The following is a 15,559-nucleotide window of genomic DNA, read 5'->3' on the forward strand; positions in this document are numbered from 1 at the left end:
TGCCACCTCCCGGAATCCGCACTCACTCACTCACGCGTTGGCAGGAGCGGGGGACCCAGGTAAGTACGCCGGTGATCCGGACGTCTCGTGCGTCCGGACCGGCTTGGGGTGAAGTCGCGCAGCAGCGCGGCCGGGCATCTCCAGCCCGAACCCGACAGCTCACCTCGTAGGCGCCGGAGAGGAATGTTCCATGCCCGCAAAGGGTAAGCACCGCCGCCCGAGGTCCAACTCGATCACTCGCGGAATTGTCGCCGCGGGAGCGGGCGGAGCCGTACTCGCACTTCCCCTGATCACCGCCACCGGTGCGAACGCCGCGGAGAAGGCCGCAGCCCCGGCCGCCGCGTCCGCCGCCGCGGTGTCCGAGAAGGCGACGCCGCAGAAGAAGACCAGCACCAAGATCTACTCCGTGGTCTCCGGCGACTACCTGTCGAAGATCGCCGAAGAGCAGAACGTGCGCGGTGGCTGGCAGAAGCTGTACGAGGACAACCGTGAGGTCGTCGGCGGCAACCCCTCGCTGATCCTGCCGGGCATGGAGCTGACCATCGGCGCCAAGGCGTCGGCGCCCGCGAAGCAGGCCCCGGCGAAGCAGGCCCCCGTGAAGCAGGCCCCCGCGAAGCAGGCGAAGCCTGCGGCCGAGGCGCCTGCCGCGCCCAAGGCCGAGGCCGCCGCCCCCAAGGCCGAGGTCAAGACCGAGGCCAAGGCCGCGGAGTCCACTTCCGTGAACTCCGCCTCCGCCGCGCAGAGCACCGGATCCGGCTTCACCGCCCCGGTCTCCGCGAGCGTCACCACCCCGTACCGCGCCGCCGGCGGCAGCTGGTCCAGCGGCTACCACACGGGCGTCGACTTCGCCGCGGCCAGCGGCACCCCGGTCAAGGCCGTCGGTGCCGGCACCGTCGTCTCCGCGGGCTGGAGCGGCTCGTACGGCAACGAGGTCGTCATCAAGCACGACGACGGCCGGTACTCGCAGTACGCCCACCTGTCCTCGCTGTCCGTCTCCTCCGGCCAGAGCGTCGGCGGCGGCACGCAGATAGGCCTCTCCGGTTCCACGGGCAACTCGACCGGCCCGCACCTGCACTTCGAGATCCGGACCGGCCCCAGCTACGGCTCGGACGTCGACCCGCTGGCCTACCTGCGCGGCCACGGCGTCACCGTCTGACCCGTCCCGGGCCGGACTGAACGCTCCAGTACGCCCCCTTCCGCCGCCCGCACCGGGCGGCAGAAGGGGGCGTATGTGCGTTTTTGATCTATTCCGGGTTGGACAAAACTTGACCGGTGTCGTATATCACCCCACGTCAACCCCTCCCTACGGTGGCGTAGGTCACTCGTCGCAGTGAAGGATGTGCCGACGTGGCAGACGATTCGAGATCATTCAGTGCAGGCACCATCGGGTCGTACGCGGCGATCGGCGACAGCTTCACCGAAGGCGTCGGAGATCCCGGACCCGACGGTGCGTTCATCGGCTGGGCCGACCGGCTCGCCGTACTCCTCGACGACCGCGTACCCGAGCACACGTTCCGCTACGCCAACCTCGCCGTACGCGGCCGTCTCCTCGACCAGATCGTGGCGGAGCAGGTCCCGCGCGCGAAGGCGCTCGCACCCGACCTGGTGAGCTTCTGCGCCGGCGGCAACGACATCCTCCGGCCCGGCAGCGACCCCGACGCCGTCGCCGAGCGCTTCGAGCGGGCCGTGGCCGATCTCGCCGGCGCCGTGGGCACCGTGATGGTGACCACCGGCTTCGACACGCGCACCATGCCCGTGCTGCGCCATCTGCGAGGCAAGATCGCGACGTACACGGCGCACGTGCGGGCGGTCGCCGACCGGTACAGCTGCCCGGTGCTCGACCTGTGGTCGCTCAAGTCCATCCAGGACCGGCGCGCCTGGGACGGCGACCGGCTGCACCTCTCGCCCGAGGGGCACACCCGGGTGGCGCTGCGCGCCGCGCAGGTGCTCGGGCTCGACGTCCCGGCCGACCCGGACCAGGCGTGGCCGCCGATGGCGCCGCGCGGCGTGCTGGAGGTGCGCCGGGACAACATCCAGTGGGCGCGGGAGCACCTGGTGCCGTGGATCGGGCGCCGGCTGCGCGGGGAGTCCTCAGGTGACCACATCGAGGCGAAGCGGCCCGATCTGCTGCCCTTGTGAGGGGGCGGCAGGTGCGCGGGGGACGCGTTCCAGCACGCCGCCCGCGAACACGTCGTACAGCGGCAGCGTCTCCAGGTGGACGTAGCCGATGTGGCAGTCGCAGACGGCGAGGGGGCAGGCACGCGGACGCAGTGCCTGCCGGTACGAGCCGTCGTAGAGGTTGCCGAGCTCGGCGCGCACGAAGTGGCAGCGGCGCACCGTGCCCTCGCCGTCCACCGAGATCACCGATTCGCCGGTCCGGCAGGGGAGACCGGCGGAGCGGTGCGGGTGGCGGCTGTACGGGAAGAGGGGGTCCAGGGCCGTCCAGTGTCCGGCCTCCTCGTCCGTGTAGGTGCGGCCCTCGGCCGCGTTGACCCACAGGTAGACCTCCGAGGGGAGCGCGGCGCGCAGCCTGCGCGCCTCTTCGAGGTGCTCGGGGAAGCCGACCACGCCGACGCTGAACCGCACACCGCGGACGGTCAGTTCGCGGCACTTGGCGAGGAAACGGTCGTAGGGCGTCTGCCCCGGGTGGTACGTGCACCACAGCGCCAGCGTGCCGAGGTCGGCGCCTGCTTCGGTGAGCCAGTCGGTGCGGCAGCTGAGGTTGGTCTGGATGGCGACGCGCCGGACGTGCGGCATGCGGGACAGCTCGGTGAGGGCGCGGCGGTACCAGGAGCGGACCAGGCCCTCGCCCCACGGGGTGAAGAGCACCGAGAGGTGGTCGCCGTTCGTCTGCGCGGCGGCCCACTCGGTGAAGCGCTCCAGCGCGGCGCGGTCGGCGCGCAACTGCTCGCGGCTGTCGCGGCGCTTGGCGAACGGGCAGTACGGACAGTCGTAGTCGCAGGAGGCGAGCGGGCCGCGGTAGAGGATCGTCAGGCCCATGGCCGGGCTCACTTCGGTTCGTACGCGGCCATGGCGGCCCGTACGGAGTCGGAGAAGAGCTCGGGGCCGAGCGCGTCGGAGTGCGCGAGGCCGTCGGGGGACAGCCGGAGCAGGCCCTTCGGCGCGCTGTCGTCGAGCCAGCCGCGGGCGGCGAAGCGGCCGAGTTCGGCGGGGAAGTCGTCGGCCGGTGCCGTGCCGAACCGCTCGGTGTAGTCCGTCAGGCGCATGCCCCCGGCCTGGAGGAGCGACTGGAGCAGATGGCGGCGGCGTGCCTCGTCGGCGTCGACGTACCGGCCCACCTCGGCACGGGAGAAGTCCTCGGCGGCGGTGTACTCGTCGATGATCTTGCGGACCTCGCGCATGTCGACGGCGTAGTCGAAGGAGTAGTGGAGCGCGGAGGTGTACGAACGGGCTCCGCAGCCGAGGCCGATCATGCCGTCGGTCTGGCAGGCGTAGTCGTCGGCCGCCTGCTCCGGCGCGTCCGCGCGGCGGAACATGCGCATCGAGACCTGCTCGTAGCCGTGGGCGAGGAGGTGGTCCCGGCCCTGGCGGTAGAGGCGCAGGCGCTGGGTGTCCCAGGCGGCGTCGGCCTCGGCGCCGAGCCGGCCGAGTCCGGTGAGCGGGCGTACGTACAGGGGGTAGAGGTAGAGCTCCTCGGGCCGCCAGGCGAGCGCCGCGTCGAGCGAGGTGCGCCAGGTCTCGGCGGTCTGGCCCTCGATGCCGTAGATGAGGTCGATGTTGAGGACCGGGATGCGGGCGTCGCGGACGGCGGCGAGGGCCGTCTCGACGTCCGCGCGGCGCTGGGGGCGCACGGCCGCGCGGGCTTCGGAATCCACGAAGCTCTGGACGCCGAGGCTGAGGCGGGTCGTGCCGCGGGCGGCGAGAACAGTGAGGCGGTCGGGGGTCGCGGTGGCCGGGGAGGCCTCGACGGACAGGGGGACGGCGCCGAGGTCCGCACCCATCCGCTTCTCGGCGATGTCGCAGAGCCGTTCGAGCTCACCGGGGTCGAAGAAGGTGGGGGTGCCGCCGCCGAAGGCCGCGGCGGCGAAGTGGACGCCGCCGTCACCGAGGGCGTCGCGGACGGCGGTCGCCTGCCGGTCGAGCGCGTCGAGGTAGCGGCCGGTCAGTTCACCGGGGGCGCCGATCCGGGTGAAGAGGTTGCAGAAGCCGCAGCGGACCTCGCAGAACGGTATGTGGAGGTAGAGGGAAAGGGCGTTCTTGGGTTCGTCCGCCCAGAGGCCGCGGAGGGAGGGGCGGTTCTCCAGCCCGCGGTATGCCGTCTTGTGCGGGTAGGCGTAGACGTAACTCTGGTAGGGGCGGGGCGTCGTGGTGCTCATCGGGTGGCCCCCTGATCGAGAGTGAAGTGGGCGTAGGGGACGGTCCAGACGGCCTCGTGGCCGAGGCGGTGGCCGGTGTAGCCGTCGTCGCCGTACGCCGTTCCGTGGTCGGAACAGACGATGGCGAAGCAGGGGCGGCGGCTGCTCGCGGCGGCGAACAGGCGGCCGATGTGCCGGTCGACGTACTCCAGGGCCGCCGCGTGGGTGGCGCGCGAGTCACCCGCCGCGCGGGTGGCGCCGGGCAGGTGGAACCAGTTCGGCTGGTGCAGCGCGGAGACGTTGACGAACAGGAACAGCCGCTGGTCCGCCGGGAGTCCGGCGACGACCCGCTCGGCCCGGCCGACCTGCTCCTCGAAGGACGTGGGCGACGCCACGCCGAACTCCGGCTCCCAGTGGCTCTCCTGGAACATCCCCGGCAGCACCGAGCCGAGCGGCCCCTGCCGGTTGAAGAAGCCGACACCGCCGATGCACACCGTGCGGTAGCCGGCGTCCGCGAGACCGGAGACGAGGTCGGGGGCGTCGAAGACGAAGGTGCGCTCCGCGGTGGTCTCGCTGCCCGCGAAACGCGCGGCGAACAGCCGGGGGTGGGGCCCCGGCGCGGCGGGCGTGGGCAGGAAGCCCGCGAAGATCGCCTGGTGCGAGGCGTAGGTGAAGCTGCCGGGCGCGTGCCGCTTCTCCCACGCGCCGCCGGGCAGATGGGCGGCCAGGTTCGGTATGCGGCCGGCGGCGGCGAGCTCGGCGGCGACGTCGTGGCGGAGGGTGTCGAGGGTGACGAGCAGCAGATCGTGGCTGCCGACGATCTCGTTCATGTCAGGCGATCGCATGGTGGTTCCTTTTCGTGCGCCGTACGAGGGGAGGTACGGCGCGTTGTGCTGCGCTTTGCGCAGCGCGTTGTACGGCGGCGACCTGCGCCGCGTAGGTGTCCAGGCCCTCGGCGCCGCTGCCGGGCAGCCCGGTGAGGCGCGGCAGCAGATCGCCGAACGCGTTGACCTCGCCGACGGTGAAGCGGCGCCAGCCGACGGCGGGCAGCAGATCGACACCCACACAGAGGGTGCGCGGGAAGCAGGCCGCCGCGCGCTCGCACACCTCCACGGCCTCCTCCCAGCTGCCGCCCGCCGCGGTCATGGCAGTGCGGACCTCGTCGAGGTCCCCGCGCGCGCCGCCGAGATGGAGGTTGGTCATGGGGGAGCGGCTGGTCCGTACGACGGCGTGCGTGGCCCTGCCGCCGACCACGACGACCCGCAGGTCGGCGGCCCGGCCCCGCTGGGCGGCCTTGGGCATCCAGCGTTCGATGTGGAGGCCGTCCGGTGCGAGCGCGTCCACGATCGCCGCGATCTCGCCTTCGGCCGTACAGCGGCGCACCCGCAGGGAGTTGAAGAGCCGTCCCCGCGGATCGCGCTCCACGGAGGTGGTGGCCCGCACCCGGCCGGGGCCCGCCGTCTCGACGGCCAGCACACCGGAGGCCGACGAGCCGTGCGCGAGCTTGACGAAGGCACGCGGCATACGGTGCGCGCGCAGCAGTTCGCGTACGTCCGGCCAGCCGCGTACGCCCGGTGCCGTGGCCCCGGAGGTGGGCGAAGGCGGCACGGGAACGCCCGCGCCGTGCAGCACGGCATGGCACAGCCGCTTGTCGAACAGCACCGCCAGCTCGTCGGGGTCGTCGAGCAGGGTGCAGTCCGCCGCAGCCCGGCCCACTTCCCGTACGGCCCCGGTGAACCGCTCGTACCAGCGCGCCGATCCCTCCACCCGGGTGCCGTCGCCGACGCCCCGCAGCAGCCGCTCGACCTCGGGGTCCTCGCCGGGCGAGTCGATCCGCACGGTCTCGCCGGGACGGAACACGGCTCCGTTCGTGAGCACGTCCAGCCAGGGGACGACGCGTGCGGCGGGGAGCCCGGCGGCGGTCACGGCGTCCTGGAACAGCGCGACGCGGCGGTTGGCGGGGTTGCCGACGACCGCGAAGCGCGGCCGGCGGCTGTTTCCGTCACTCGTCGACGGCGACATAGCGGGGTTCGTCGTCCTCGGGGTCCCAGTGGTCGGCCCCGTCGAGGTTCAGCAGCACGCCGTGCGGTTCGAGCGTCTTGCGCAGACGCTGCTGGAGGGGCTCGGTGATGTAGTGGTGGTGCAGGTCCAGTTCGCTCAGGTGCGTGAGCGGCCGGCCGTCGAGCAGGGCCTGCGCGCCGGTGTCGCCGAGGGTGCCCATCGACAGGGCCAGTGAGTCCAGTCGGGCGACGACGGGCGCGACCGCCACGGCTGCCGCGATCTCGTCCTGGATCTCGCTGTTCTGTACGCCCAGGTGGCGCAGGCGCGGAAGGGCGCCGCCGGCCAGCAGGGGCGCGAGGTCGGCGACCGTCGCGTCGCCGCCGTAGTGCGTGACACCCAGCCACAGCTCCAGGCGCTCCAGAGCCGGCAGGCGGGAGGCGCCGACGGCCCGGACGACGGAGCCGGGCAGGCCGCCGGACTCGAAGCGCAGCGCCTTCAGCGCGTCGTGGCGGACCGGCCGCAGAGCCAGCACGTCCGTGTCGGAGAGCGACTCGCCGCAGCCGCGCACCACCAGTTCCTCTAGCCGCGGGAATGCCTCAAGACACGGGGTGACGTCGGTCAGCTCCAGCCAGGACACCTCGCACTCCTCGCTCGTGGCGTCGGCGAGGAAGAGGCCGCGAAGCGCCGGGAAACGGTCCGCGTCCGCGAGGATCCGGTCCAGGACGGGACGCAGGGGCTCGTACTCGTCGTGCCACCACGGGCCGATCACCAGTGCGCGGACCCGCGTCGAGTCGACGGAGCCGAGGAAGCGGGGCCACAGCTCGGCGAAAGGACGGTCCTCGTTCCACAGACAGTCCAGGCGCCAGGCCACGGAGTCCGCGGGCGGAAGGGGCGGGGCCTGCGGGTCACCGGGCTCGGGGAGCGTGAGGACGGGGAGCCCGTGGAAGTTTTCGGGGTGTTCGATCCCGGTCATGCCCGGTCACTCCGCCACGGCGGTGTAGCGGCCCTCGGCGCCGCGGTTGTCCCACGGCTCCAGACGGTCCGACAGGTCGACACTCACGCCGTGGGGCTCCAGGGCCCCGGCCACCCGCTGCTCCATTTCCTCGGAGAGGAAGTGGTGGTGCAGATCGAGGTGTTCGAGGTGGGTGAGCGGCTGGCCTTCGAGCAGCGCGGCGGCGCCCTCGTCACCGAGGGTTCCGTTCGACAGGTCGAGGGTGTCCAGCCGGGCGACGACGGGGGCCGACGCGACAGCCGCGGCGATCTCGTTCTGGATCTCGCTGTTGCGCAGTCCGAGATGGCGCAGCCCCGGGAAGAGGGTGCCGGAGAGCAGCGGCGCGAGGTCGGTGATCTCGGTGTCACCGCCGTACTCGGAGACGCCGAGCCACAGGTCCAGATGGTCCAGCGAGGGCAGTTCGCTCTCGGTGACGCCGCGCACGACCTGCGCCGGCAGGCCGCCCGACTCGAAGACGAGCGAGCGCAGCCGCTCGTGCCGCACCGGCGGGAAACGGAGGCCCTGGCCGCCGCGCACGCCGAGTTCCAGCAGACGGGGGAAGGTGCTCAGCAGACCCGTGACATCGGTCTGTTCGATCCAGGAGATCTCGGCCTCCTCCTGGCTCAGGTCACCGACGAAGACGGCTTCCAGGGAGGTGAGCCGGTCGGCCGCGGCGATGACCAGGTTGACGGGGTAGCTCGAATCCTCCTCGTACGTCTCGCCCCACTGGCCGATGATCAGTGCGCGTACCCCCGTGGGATCGACGGTCTTCAGGAACGCGCCGAACCTTTCCTCCCACGGCTCGTCCTCGTCCCCGAACGGGTCCACGGAGATGCGCCACGCCGCGGCGTCCGCGGCGGGCAACGGCGCCGGGAGGCCGGGACGGAAGTCGACGGCCGGGAGGCCGAGCAGTTCCTGCAGATGGTCCACACCGGACATGACCCTGGTCTCCTGACGCTGTTGGCACTGTGCGAGCGACTGACGTGCGAAAGGTTTATCAAGCGGCACTGACAATCCCGCGAGCGGGTCCGTTTTCGCAGGTCAGCAACGATTGTCAGACCCGGCCCGTAGCGTTTTCCACGTGGCCGGCACAGGGTGTGCGGCCCGGGAGGGGAGACAGCCATGTACCGGCAAGGGGACGTACTGATCGTGCCGTTGGACGAGTCGGCGATGCCGGCACACCTGGCGGACGCCACCGGCGAACGGCGCGACGCGCGTGGCCGGCTGGTGCTCGCGCTGGGCGAGGTCACCGGGCACGCGCACGCGGTGCAGGGACCCGGCAGGCTGCTGCGGGAGGCGGGCCCCCTCGACCCGATGCTGCTTCATCTGCCCGAGGGCGGACGGGTCGTGCACGAGGAGCACGCGGCGATACCGCTGCCCAAGGGCTGGTACCGGGTGGTGCGCCAGCGCGAGTACGTACCGGGATCGGTCCGCATCGTCGCGGACTGAGCGACGCGGACCAGGGACACGGGGCCACGGGCCGGGGATCAGGGATCAGGGATCAGGGATCAGGGGACAGGGAATTCGATGCAGCATGTGAACACTTGGCGGGCCGTCGCGGCGGCGACCGGCGCGGCGGACCGCGCGGCCGCGGAGGAGGGCGTGCGGCTCGCCTATCGCACGGCGGGTCTGGCGGAGCCGGAGCGGATCGTCTGGGCCGCCTCGCCCAAGGCGGCGGTCGAGGCCGTCGAACGGCTCACCGGTGCGGGACGTTCGGTGCGCGACGAGGTGCGCACCGGGCCGTGGGCCGAGGAGCGGCGCCGTCTGCACGACGAGTTGGGGCCGGCGGGCTGGGCCGGACTGTGGTCCGCCACCGGTGCCCAGCTGTGGGACACCACCAGGGAACTGGCCGAGCGGATACGGGCCGGAGTCGTCGCCGAGCTCATGGAGCGGCCGGAGGACGAGCCCGACGTACGGCTGGTCCTGCTCGACGCGGTGCTCGGCCAGCACGACGCCGCCTGGCTCGCGGCGTTCGACGGCCGGGGCGACCGGCTCGCGGGGCTGGCGCGGGTGGCCAGGCACGCGGGCTGGTGGTGGCCGTACGAGAACGCCGTGGTGATCAGCGAACGGCCGGTGGAGCTCCACCGTGACGAGGCCGGACGGCTCGACCGGGGCGACGGCCCCGCCCTGGCCTTCTCCGACGGGTTCGCGCTGTACGCCTGGCGCGGCATGCCCGTACCGGCGGCGTTCCTCGACGAGTTGACGTCGTTGACGCCCGCGCGCATCCGGGCCGAGGAGAACGCCGAGCTGCGGCGCGTGATGCTGGAGCACTACGGCTACGACCGCTACCTCACCGAGTCGGACGCCCAGCCCGTCCACCGCGACGAGACCGGCGTTCTCTGGCGCATAGCCCTCCAGGGCGACGAGGACGTGGTGATGGTCGAGGTGGTCAACTCCACCCCCGAACCGGACGGCACGCACCGTACGTACTGGCTGCGCGTGCCGCCCAGGACGAGGACGGCGAAGGAAGGGGTGGCGTGGACGTTCGGTCTCGGCCAGGAGGCGTACGAACCGGTGCGTCAGACCTGAGAAAAGCCCGCGCGGGCTCCTGAAACTCCATGGATTCCATGGGCTTCAGGGGGCCAGGAGACCTAGGGGGAGAGGAGGTCGCCCGGCCCGATCAGGTCCGTGTTGCCCTCCGTCGTGCAGGCCTGGGCGCCCGCCCGGGCGCCCAGGCGGGCGCACTCCTCCAGACCCCGGCCGGTGAGGCGCCCGTACAGGAATCCGCTGACGTACGCGTCCCCGGCGCCGTTGGAGTCCACCACCGGGCCGGGCGGAACGGTCGCGGGGATGGGGTGCGGGGTGCGGCTGCCGTCCCGCGTCAGCAGGTACGAGCCGTCCGCGCCGGCCGTGGCCACCACGGCCTGGGCGCGGCCCTCGCGCAGGATGTCCCGCATCACGGAGGCGAAGCGTTCGCCGGCGCCCGCCGCGCTGAGGAACACCAGATCGCAGCGGAGGGCGAACTCCCTGTGGTGGTCGGCGAGTCCGTCCCAGTCGTGCAGGTCGGTCGAGACCGGGACGCCGAGCTCCTGGATGTCGTCGAGCAGGTGCCGGGCGAAGTTCATGACGGACAGGTGGACATGCCCGGTCCGCCGCAGGTGGGGGAGGTAGAAGTCGCGGGGCATCCGCAGATCTTCGGGGTCGCGGGCGTCGTAGAAGGACATCCGGCGGCCCGTCGTGCTGTCGACGAGGTTCACCGCCCGGCGGGTGCCCGCAGGGGAGATCAGCGGTTCGAAATCGACACCGCCCTTGGCGAGCCGCTCCCTGACCTGCCCACCGGCCCAGTCGTCGCCGATGAAGTCGATGAACTTCACTTCGAGGCCGAGAGCCCGGCAGCCCAGCGCGACATTGCCTCCGGTGTGGCCCGGCCACTCACGGACGGGTGGCACGCCGATCGAGTCGGCGAGCGGCACGGGCAGCGAGTCGACGCGGACCACGGTGTCCACACCGCTGCCGCCGACCACCAGGACGTCGTACCTCGCGCGTTCAGACTGCTGTTCCGACACCGCAACCCCTTCCGGCCCGTTGGGCACAGTATGGCTGGTACGGAGAGGTGACAGGGCTGGAGTGGCGCGATCGGTCCGGTGGCGGCCGGTGCTGGGATGGCCTCCTACCTCTGGAAGGACCACCTCCATGCCCGTACGTACGGCATCCATGGCATTCATGGCATTCACGGCATCAACGACGCCCTCGTCCTCCTCGCTCCCGCCCTTCCTCCCGCCGGCCGCGGCCCGGGCCCTCACCGCCGCCGTGCTCACCGGCGGACTGCTGATCGGCGGCGCCACGCCCGCCCTGGCGGCGCCGCCGTCCGCCCCCGGAACAGCCCTCCCGGCAGCCGCGCCCGCTGCCGCCACCACCGTCTCCGTGAGCGGCGGAGGCAGAGCCTCGGCCGCCCCCGACACGGCTGTCCTCACCGCCGGGGTCGAGGCGACGGAACCCACCGCGAAACGGGCGCTGGCCGCCCAGTCCACGGCCGCCGACGCGCTGCTCGCCGCCGTACGCGCGCAGGGCATCGACGACAGCGACGTACGGACCGAGAGCTTCTCCCTGAACGCCGTCCACGAGCACACCGACCGGGCCTCGAAACTGATCGGCTACCAGGCGGGCCAGTCCTTCTCCATCAAGATCCGGGACATCGGCAGGACCGGCGCGGTCATGGAGGCCGTGACCGACGCGACGGGTGACGCGGGCCGGATCAACGGCGTCGCCTTCGACGTGGCCGACCCGTCCGCCCTGCGCGCCAGGGCCCGCGAGGCCGCGCACGCCGAAGCGCGGTCGAAGGCCGAGCAGTACGCGCGGCTCAGCGGCCACAGGCTGGGGCGGCTCGTCTCACTGGCGGAGACGGAAGGCGGGACGCACCGCCCGCTGGACATGCCCGTCGCGGCGTTCAGTGAGGGCAAAGTGCCGGTGGCACCCGGTGAGGTCCAGGAAGAGGTGACCGTCACCGCGGTGTACGAACTGGAGTGACGCGTCCGGTACTTCAGCGCCCCGGTACTTCAGTGGCCCAGTACTCCGGCGTCCCGGCATTTCAGCGGGCGGCGGCCGTCAGCGCCGCGCGGTCGATGCCCAGCTCGCGCGCCAGCGCGTCGTCGGTCCACTCCAGCATGGCGCTGCGGGACAGGGACCCCGCGTACGACGTCATCTGGACGGCGAGGCCGTCCAGCAGGGCTGTCAGCCGCCAGGCCGCGGACGCGGGGTCCTCGCACCGGAACTCACCGGCCCGGGCACCCTCCGTGATGACCTCGGCCAGCGCCGCCTTCCACTGCTGGTCGAGGTCACGGGCCACCTCGCGGAGCGCCGGCTCCCGCAGCGAGGCCGCCCAGCCCTCGATCCACAGCTTCCACCCCTTGGCCTGCCCGGTCGGCGCGTACCAGCGGACCGCGGCACGCAGTCTGCGGACGGCGCTGGTACGACGGCCGAGCAGCTTGCGCAGCTGCGCGAGATCGCCCTCGGCGGCGTACGTGAAAGCGGCCGCGACGAGCTTCTCCTTGGTCGAGAAGTGGTAGAGGACCAGCGCGTTGCTCACCGAGAGGGCCGAGGCGACATCGGCGATGCGGACGGCGCTCACGCCCCGTGCCTCGATCTGTTCGACCGCGGCGCGCAGCATCTCTTCGCGCCGTTCCTCCACGCTCAACCGGACTCTTGCCACGCGACAACCCTACACACGGACCGCCTGACCAGGCCGGTCACCGGGGTGCCGCCGAACCCTTGACAGTGCGTTGTGGCGCAGGCCGCAGTCACCTCCGCTGACTGTTCATTCAGTCAGTGCGAAGTGCCGCGCCTGTACGCACTCCCCGTACCGCCGCAGGAGTCAGCCCCGTGACCCAAGCACCTCCCTCCCGGTCAGCAGCAGCGACAGCAGCGACAGGGACAGCACCAGGGACCGCCGCCGAAGCACCCGACCTCTCCGAGGGCTGGGGCGAACAACGCGGCAGGCTCCGCAAGGACTTGCACCGCCTCGACGTCCTCATATGCACGCTGGTCGGCCTCGACACCATCGGCTCGGTGGCGGCGCAGGGCCCCAGGGCCTGACCTGGATGGCGATCCTCGCGGTCGCCTTCTTCCTCCCGTACGGGCTGCTCGTCGCCGGACTCGGTTCCGCCTTCCCGGTGCAGGGCGGCCCGTACGTCTGGACGCGGCTCGCCTTCGGACGGCTCACCGCCGGGCTCAACCAGATCCTCTACTGGATCTCCAACCCCGTCTGGGTGGGCGGCAGTCTGGGCATCATCGCCCTCACCACCTGGGAGGAGTTCTTCACCCCGCTGCCCGGCGGCTGGAAGTACGCCGCCGGACTCGTCTTCATCTGGGGCGGGGCGCCCACCGCGCGCAGGCCGTCGCCTGCGCCGACGGGGCGGGTCCGGCCTGGCTCGGCGCCATCTCCGAGAAGCACGGCACGCCGGTACGGGTGAACCTGCTCTCCGCCGTCCTCGCCTCCCTCCTCTTCGCCGTCGCACTCGACCTGAGCGGCGGCGACGGCGAGAAGTGCTTCGCGGCCGGTCTCGGCCTGACGATCAGCACCACCTTCGTCTCGTACGTCATCACCTTCCCCAGCCTGGTCGTGCTGCGCCGCAAGTACCCGGACGTCACGCGTCCGTACGCCGTCCCCGGCGGCCGCGCCGGGGCGTGGCTGGTGACCGTGCTCGCGACCGGGTTCGTGGCCTTCACCGTCGTCGTGCTGATCTGGCCGGGCTTCGGCGTCGGCTGGTTCGGCACCGAGGGGCCGGCCGCCGCCTCGCTGCCCGAGGCGTTCTCGGGCGAACGGCTCCAGTACACGCTCAGCCAGGTCGTGCCGCTGCTGCTGTTCCTGGTGGTCGGGCTGGCCTTCTACGCGCTGGGCGCGAAGACGCGGCGCTCCGGAGGATGAGCGATCCGGTGACGGGATAGCGTGCGCGGCATGGGAGACGCGTACGTGTGGGTGGCCGACCTGGACGCCCGGCCGGAGGAGGCCGCCGTGCTCGCCGGCCGGGTCATGGACTGGCTGGAGCACCGGGGCATCGTGCGGAGCGAGCTGACGAACTGCCTGCCCGGCGACGAACTCGGCAGGCCACCGGGACCGCGCGCCGCGCACGCCGTCACCGAGGACGTGGTGGCGGCGGGCGCGGCGTGCGGTGTGGTCATGGAGATCGAGCGCCGTGTGTACGCGTGCGCCGACCCCTGGACGGCCACCTGCCCGCACTGCGGTGCCAGGACCGAGCACTCGGACAGCGGCCCCGACATGTGGACGCACGCATGGGCCCCGCTGCTCGACGCCCTGTACGCCTGGTTCGGCGGTACGGGCCCGGGCAGCGGGGCCTGTGTGCGCTGTGGTGAGCGGGCCGACTTCCTCGCGTGGCAGATGGATCCGCCGGTCGCGGTCGCCCACCTGGGGCTGGTGCTGTGGAACTGGCCGCCGCCGGCAGGGCCGTTCCTGGCGGAGCTCTCCGAGGTGCTGGGCGGACACCGGCTGGTGACCGCGAGGACCACGGTCTGAGGAGCACGGTCCGAGGACCACGGTCCGGCGAACCGCTGCCGGACCCTGCGGTGGGTGACTCAGGAGCGGGGCGGGGGAGGCTCCGCCGGATACGCGTTACACGGTGGCGGCCGAAGTCCGCCCGTACACCTTGCTTGCCGGGCCACTGCCCGCCGTCCAGCGTCAGGCACTCGCCCGTCAGGCTCGACCAGGGCGGCCGTCTCCTCCAGCTTCCGGGGTGTACGCCCCGCCACGACGACCCGGGCGTCCGCCGCGCCCAGCGCGAGGGCGATCGCACGGCCGATGCCGCTGCCGCCGCCGGTCACCACGTACGTACGTCCCGCGAACGCGGAACTCCCGCCTGGCGCCGTGTCGTTCATCGCAGCACTCCGTGCGCGTCGAGGGCGATCGCGCCGCCCGGGTGGACCAGCAGGGGGTTGACTTCGAGCTCGGCCAGTTCGGGATGCTCGGCACCGGCCCGCGCGAGCGCGCACAGGGCGGCGGCCGCGTCCAGGTGCACGGGCGGGGCGCCGCGCCAGCCGGTCAGCAGCGGGGCGTGACGCAGCGACAGCAGCGCGCCCGCGTCGCGGCACACCGCCTCCACCGTCGTGCGTGTGCTGACCAGGGCTCCCGTGTGCGAGGCCGCGGCGCGGCCCGAGGCTTCGCTGCGGCCCACCGTCAGCAGGAGCACCGGTTTGCCCGCCGCGTGGGCCGCGGTCAGGGTGCGGGCCAGGCGGCGGCCGTCGCGGAAGTCCTCGACGTACGCGGCGAGGATCCGCGTCGGGTCGTGCGCGAGGAGCGCGTCCAGCGCGTCCAGCGCGTCCGCCGCGTCGATGTCGCGCTGGTTGCCGAGCGCGACGAAGCGCGAAAAGCCCTGCCCCGCGCGCGAGCAGTCTGCCGGTCTCCAGCGCCAGGCTGCCGCTCTGTGAGACGAGGCCCACCGCGCCGGCCGGGAAATCGCCCCAGCTCAGGCGCAGTCCGCTCGTCGTGTCGACCACGCCCATGCAGTTGGGTCCGAGCAGCCGCGCCCCGCCCGCGGTGACCAGGGAGGCGAGCTCGCGCTCCTCGCCCGCGCTCGTACCGCCCGACGTGATGACCGTGAAGCAGCGGGCGCCCGCCGCGAGCCCCTGGACCACCAGGGGCCTGACCTGCCGCGGCGGTACGGCGACGACCACGTGTTCCGGCGGGTCGGGCAGACCGTCCAGACCGGGCAGGAACCGTACGCCGTGCACGGCAAGACAGGGCGTTCGTCGTGAAGGGTAGGGCCGGGATAAATGACCGTTCGAGATGCTGCTATCGTCC

19 protein-coding genes, 1 pseudogene and 1 riboswitch are annotated in these 15,559 nt (G+C 72.5%); of the genes and pseudogenes, 9 read left to right on the top strand and 11 right to left on the bottom strand.

The features are described 5' to 3' along the window. Positions 1-13: 13 nt before the first annotated feature. A riboswitch (cyclic di-AMP (ydaO/yuaA leader) is annotated at positions 14-188 on the top strand. A 2-nt stretch (positions 189-190) separates the two neighbouring features. Further along, entirely contained in the window at positions 191-1,156 is a 966-nt protein-coding gene (locus ACWD0Y_RS28420; RefSeq protein WP_450263178.1) for a M23 family metallopeptidase, read from the top strand. Positions 1,157-1,347: 191 nt separating this feature from the next. After that, positions 1,348-2,139: an SGNH/GDSL hydrolase family protein gene (locus ACWD0Y_RS28425; protein WP_450263179.1), complete on the top strand. Its 792-nt coding sequence runs from the start codon at positions 1,348-1,350 to the stop codon at positions 2,137-2,139. Here ACWD0Y_RS28425 and ACWD0Y_RS28430 read toward each other — a convergent pair. From ACWD0Y_RS28430 to ACWD0Y_RS28455, 6 genes are read right to left on the bottom strand one after another with little or no spacing between them, the layout of a single operon-like run. After that, complete coding sequence (locus tag ACWD0Y_RS28430) at positions 2,092-3,000, bottom strand: STM4011 family radical SAM protein (RefSeq protein WP_450263180.1); 909 nt, start codon at positions 2,998-3,000, stop codon at positions 2,092-2,094. The genes ACWD0Y_RS28425 and ACWD0Y_RS28430 overlap by 48 nt on opposite strands. Positions 3,001-3,008: 8 nt before the next feature. Continuing rightward, complete coding sequence (locus tag ACWD0Y_RS28435) at positions 3,009-4,337, bottom strand: STM4012 family radical SAM protein (RefSeq protein WP_450263181.1); 1,329 nt, start codon at positions 4,335-4,337, stop codon at positions 3,009-3,011. After that, positions 4,334-5,146, bottom strand: coding sequence for an STM4013/SEN3800 family hydrolase (locus ACWD0Y_RS28440; RefSeq protein WP_450263193.1), 813 nt, complete (start codon positions 5,144-5,146; stop codon positions 4,334-4,336). Before ACWD0Y_RS28440 ends, ACWD0Y_RS28435 begins: the two co-directional genes overlap by 4 nt. Before the next feature lies 1 nt (position 5,147). Next, positions 5,148-6,338: an STM4014 family protein gene (locus tag ACWD0Y_RS28445; protein ID WP_450263182.1), complete on the bottom strand. Its 1,191-nt coding sequence runs from the start codon at positions 6,336-6,338 to the stop codon at positions 5,148-5,150. Further along, complete coding sequence (locus ACWD0Y_RS28450) at positions 6,319-7,290, bottom strand: STM4015 family protein (RefSeq protein WP_450263183.1); 972 nt, start codon at positions 7,288-7,290, stop codon at positions 6,319-6,321. The genes ACWD0Y_RS28445 and ACWD0Y_RS28450 overlap by 20 nt, the downstream gene beginning before the upstream one ends. Positions 7,291-7,296: 6 nt before the next feature. Beyond that, entirely contained in the window at positions 7,297-8,247 is a 951-nt protein-coding gene (locus ACWD0Y_RS28455; RefSeq protein ID WP_450263184.1) for an STM4015 family protein, read from the bottom strand. Between the two features lie 183 nt (positions 8,248-8,430). On the opposite strand from ACWD0Y_RS28455, the gene ACWD0Y_RS28460 reads away from it, so the two are divergent. Beyond that, the gene (locus tag ACWD0Y_RS28460; RefSeq protein WP_450263185.1) at positions 8,431-8,757 is read left to right on the top strand and encodes a hypothetical protein; all 327 of its coding nucleotides are present in this window, start codon (positions 8,431-8,433) and stop codon (positions 8,755-8,757) included. A gap of 78 nt (positions 8,758-8,835) precedes the next feature. Next, positions 8,836-9,837: a DUF6745 domain-containing protein gene (locus tag ACWD0Y_RS28465; protein ID WP_450263186.1), complete on the top strand. Its 1,002-nt coding sequence runs from the start codon at positions 8,836-8,838 to the stop codon at positions 9,835-9,837. A 62-nt stretch (positions 9,838-9,899) separates the two neighbouring features. Here the strand turns inward: ACWD0Y_RS28465 and ACWD0Y_RS28470 are convergent, their stop codons facing one another. Next, on the bottom strand, positions 9,900-10,814 hold the full coding sequence (locus ACWD0Y_RS28470) for a carbohydrate kinase family protein (RefSeq protein WP_450263187.1): 915 nt from the start codon (positions 10,812-10,814) through the stop codon (positions 9,900-9,902). Between the two features lie 148 nt (positions 10,815-10,962). Between ACWD0Y_RS28470 and ACWD0Y_RS28475 the strand changes: the two genes are divergently transcribed. After that, positions 10,963-11,775 carry an SIMPL domain-containing protein gene (locus ACWD0Y_RS28475; RefSeq protein ID WP_450263188.1) on the top strand — a complete coding sequence of 271 codons (813 nt, stop codon included), beginning with the start codon at positions 10,963-10,965 and terminating at the stop codon, positions 11,773-11,775. Positions 11,776-11,836: 61 nt separating this feature from the next. Here the strand turns inward: ACWD0Y_RS28475 and ACWD0Y_RS28480 are convergent, their stop codons facing one another. Continuing rightward, positions 11,837-12,457, bottom strand: coding sequence for a TetR/AcrR family transcriptional regulator (locus ACWD0Y_RS28480; RefSeq protein ID WP_450263189.1), 621 nt, complete (start codon positions 12,455-12,457; stop codon positions 11,837-11,839). A gap of 170 nt (positions 12,458-12,627) precedes the next feature. Here ACWD0Y_RS28480 and ACWD0Y_RS28485 point away from each other — a divergent pair, with 170 nt between their 5' ends. Genes ACWD0Y_RS28485 through ACWD0Y_RS28500 form a run of 4 tightly spaced genes read left to right on the top strand, consistent with a single transcriptional unit; the run spans position 12,628 to position 14,278 of the window. Further along, positions 12,628-12,840 carry a hypothetical protein gene (locus ACWD0Y_RS28485; protein WP_450263190.1) on the top strand — a complete coding sequence of 71 codons (213 nt, stop codon included), beginning with the start codon at positions 12,628-12,630 and terminating at the stop codon, positions 12,838-12,840. Between the two features lie 5 nt (positions 12,841-12,845). Beyond that, positions 12,846-13,217 (top strand): amino acid permease, encoded by a 372-nt coding sequence (locus ACWD0Y_RS28490; RefSeq protein ID WP_450263191.1) that lies wholly within the window; start codon positions 12,846-12,848, stop codon positions 13,215-13,217. Then, positions 13,184-13,672, top strand: a complete 489-nt coding sequence (locus ACWD0Y_RS28495; RefSeq protein WP_450263194.1) for an amino acid permease — start codon at positions 13,184-13,186, stop codon at positions 13,670-13,672. Before ACWD0Y_RS28490 ends, ACWD0Y_RS28495 begins: the two co-directional genes overlap by 34 nt. Before the next feature lie 30 nt (positions 13,673-13,702). Continuing rightward, complete coding sequence (locus tag ACWD0Y_RS28500; RefSeq protein ID WP_450263192.1) at positions 13,703-14,278, top strand: hypothetical protein; 576 nt, start codon at positions 13,703-13,705, stop codon at positions 14,276-14,278. A gap of 59 nt (positions 14,279-14,337) precedes the next feature. Here the strand turns inward: ACWD0Y_RS28500 and ACWD0Y_RS28505 are convergent, their stop codons facing one another. The 3 genes and pseudogenes from ACWD0Y_RS28505 to ACWD0Y_RS28515 all read right to left on the bottom strand — a co-directional run. Beyond that, positions 14,338-14,637 (bottom strand): SDR family NAD(P)-dependent oxidoreductase, encoded by a 300-nt coding sequence (locus tag ACWD0Y_RS28505; RefSeq protein ID WP_450263195.1) that lies wholly within the window; start codon positions 14,635-14,637, stop codon positions 14,338-14,340. Further along, on the bottom strand, positions 14,634-15,215 hold the full coding sequence (locus tag ACWD0Y_RS28510) for an acetate--CoA ligase family protein (protein WP_450263196.1): 582 nt from the start codon (positions 15,213-15,215) through the stop codon (positions 14,634-14,636). The genes ACWD0Y_RS28505 and ACWD0Y_RS28510 overlap by 4 nt, the downstream gene beginning before the upstream one ends. A 94-nt stretch (positions 15,216-15,309) precedes the next feature. Then, a pseudogene (locus ACWD0Y_RS28515) lies at positions 15,310-15,489 on the bottom strand (hypothetical protein); the annotation flags it as partial. Between the last annotated feature and the right edge of the window lie 70 nt (positions 15,490-15,559).

Source organism: Streptomyces altiplanensis, assembly GCF_053591575.1.

Bases quoted from the DNA above. Each gene is read 5' to 3' on its own strand.
- ACWD0Y_RS28505 (WP_450263195.1), bottom strand. From the start codon at position 14,637: ATGAACGACACGGCGCCAGGCGGGAGTTCCGCGTTCGCGGGACGTACG.
- ACWD0Y_RS28450 (WP_450263183.1), bottom strand. From the start codon at position 7,290: ATGACCGGGATCGAACACCCCGAAAACTTCCACGGGCTCCCCGTCCTC.
- ACWD0Y_RS28440 (WP_450263193.1), bottom strand. From the start codon at position 5,146: ATGAACGAGATCGTCGGCAGCCACGATCTGCTGCTCGTCACCCTCGAC.
- ACWD0Y_RS28500 (WP_450263192.1), top strand. From the start codon at position 13,703: ATGGGAGACGCGTACGTGTGGGTGGCCGACCTGGACGCCCGGCCGGAG.
- ACWD0Y_RS28465 (WP_450263186.1), top strand. From the start codon at position 8,836: ATGCAGCATGTGAACACTTGGCGGGCCGTCGCGGCGGCGACCGGCGCG.
- ACWD0Y_RS28435 (WP_450263181.1), bottom strand. From the start codon at position 4,337: ATGAGCACCACGACGCCCCGCCCCTACCAGAGTTACGTCTACGCCTAC.
- ACWD0Y_RS28445 (WP_450263182.1), bottom strand. From the start codon at position 6,338: ATGTCGCCGTCGACGAGTGACGGAAACAGCCGCCGGCCGCGCTTCGCG.
- ACWD0Y_RS28490 (WP_450263191.1), top strand. From the start codon at position 12,846: ATGGCGATCCTCGCGGTCGCCTTCTTCCTCCCGTACGGGCTGCTCGTC.
- ACWD0Y_RS28475 (WP_450263188.1), top strand. From the start codon at position 10,963: ATGGCATTCATGGCATTCACGGCATCAACGACGCCCTCGTCCTCCTCG.
- ACWD0Y_RS28430 (WP_450263180.1), bottom strand. From the start codon at position 3,000: ATGGGCCTGACGATCCTCTACCGCGGCCCGCTCGCCTCCTGCGACTAC.
- ACWD0Y_RS28455 (WP_450263184.1), bottom strand. From the start codon at position 8,247: ATGTCCGGTGTGGACCATCTGCAGGAACTGCTCGGCCTCCCGGCCGTC.
- ACWD0Y_RS28420 (WP_450263178.1), top strand. From the start codon at position 191: ATGCCCGCAAAGGGTAAGCACCGCCGCCCGAGGTCCAACTCGATCACT.
- ACWD0Y_RS28460 (WP_450263185.1), top strand. From the start codon at position 8,431: ATGTACCGGCAAGGGGACGTACTGATCGTGCCGTTGGACGAGTCGGCG.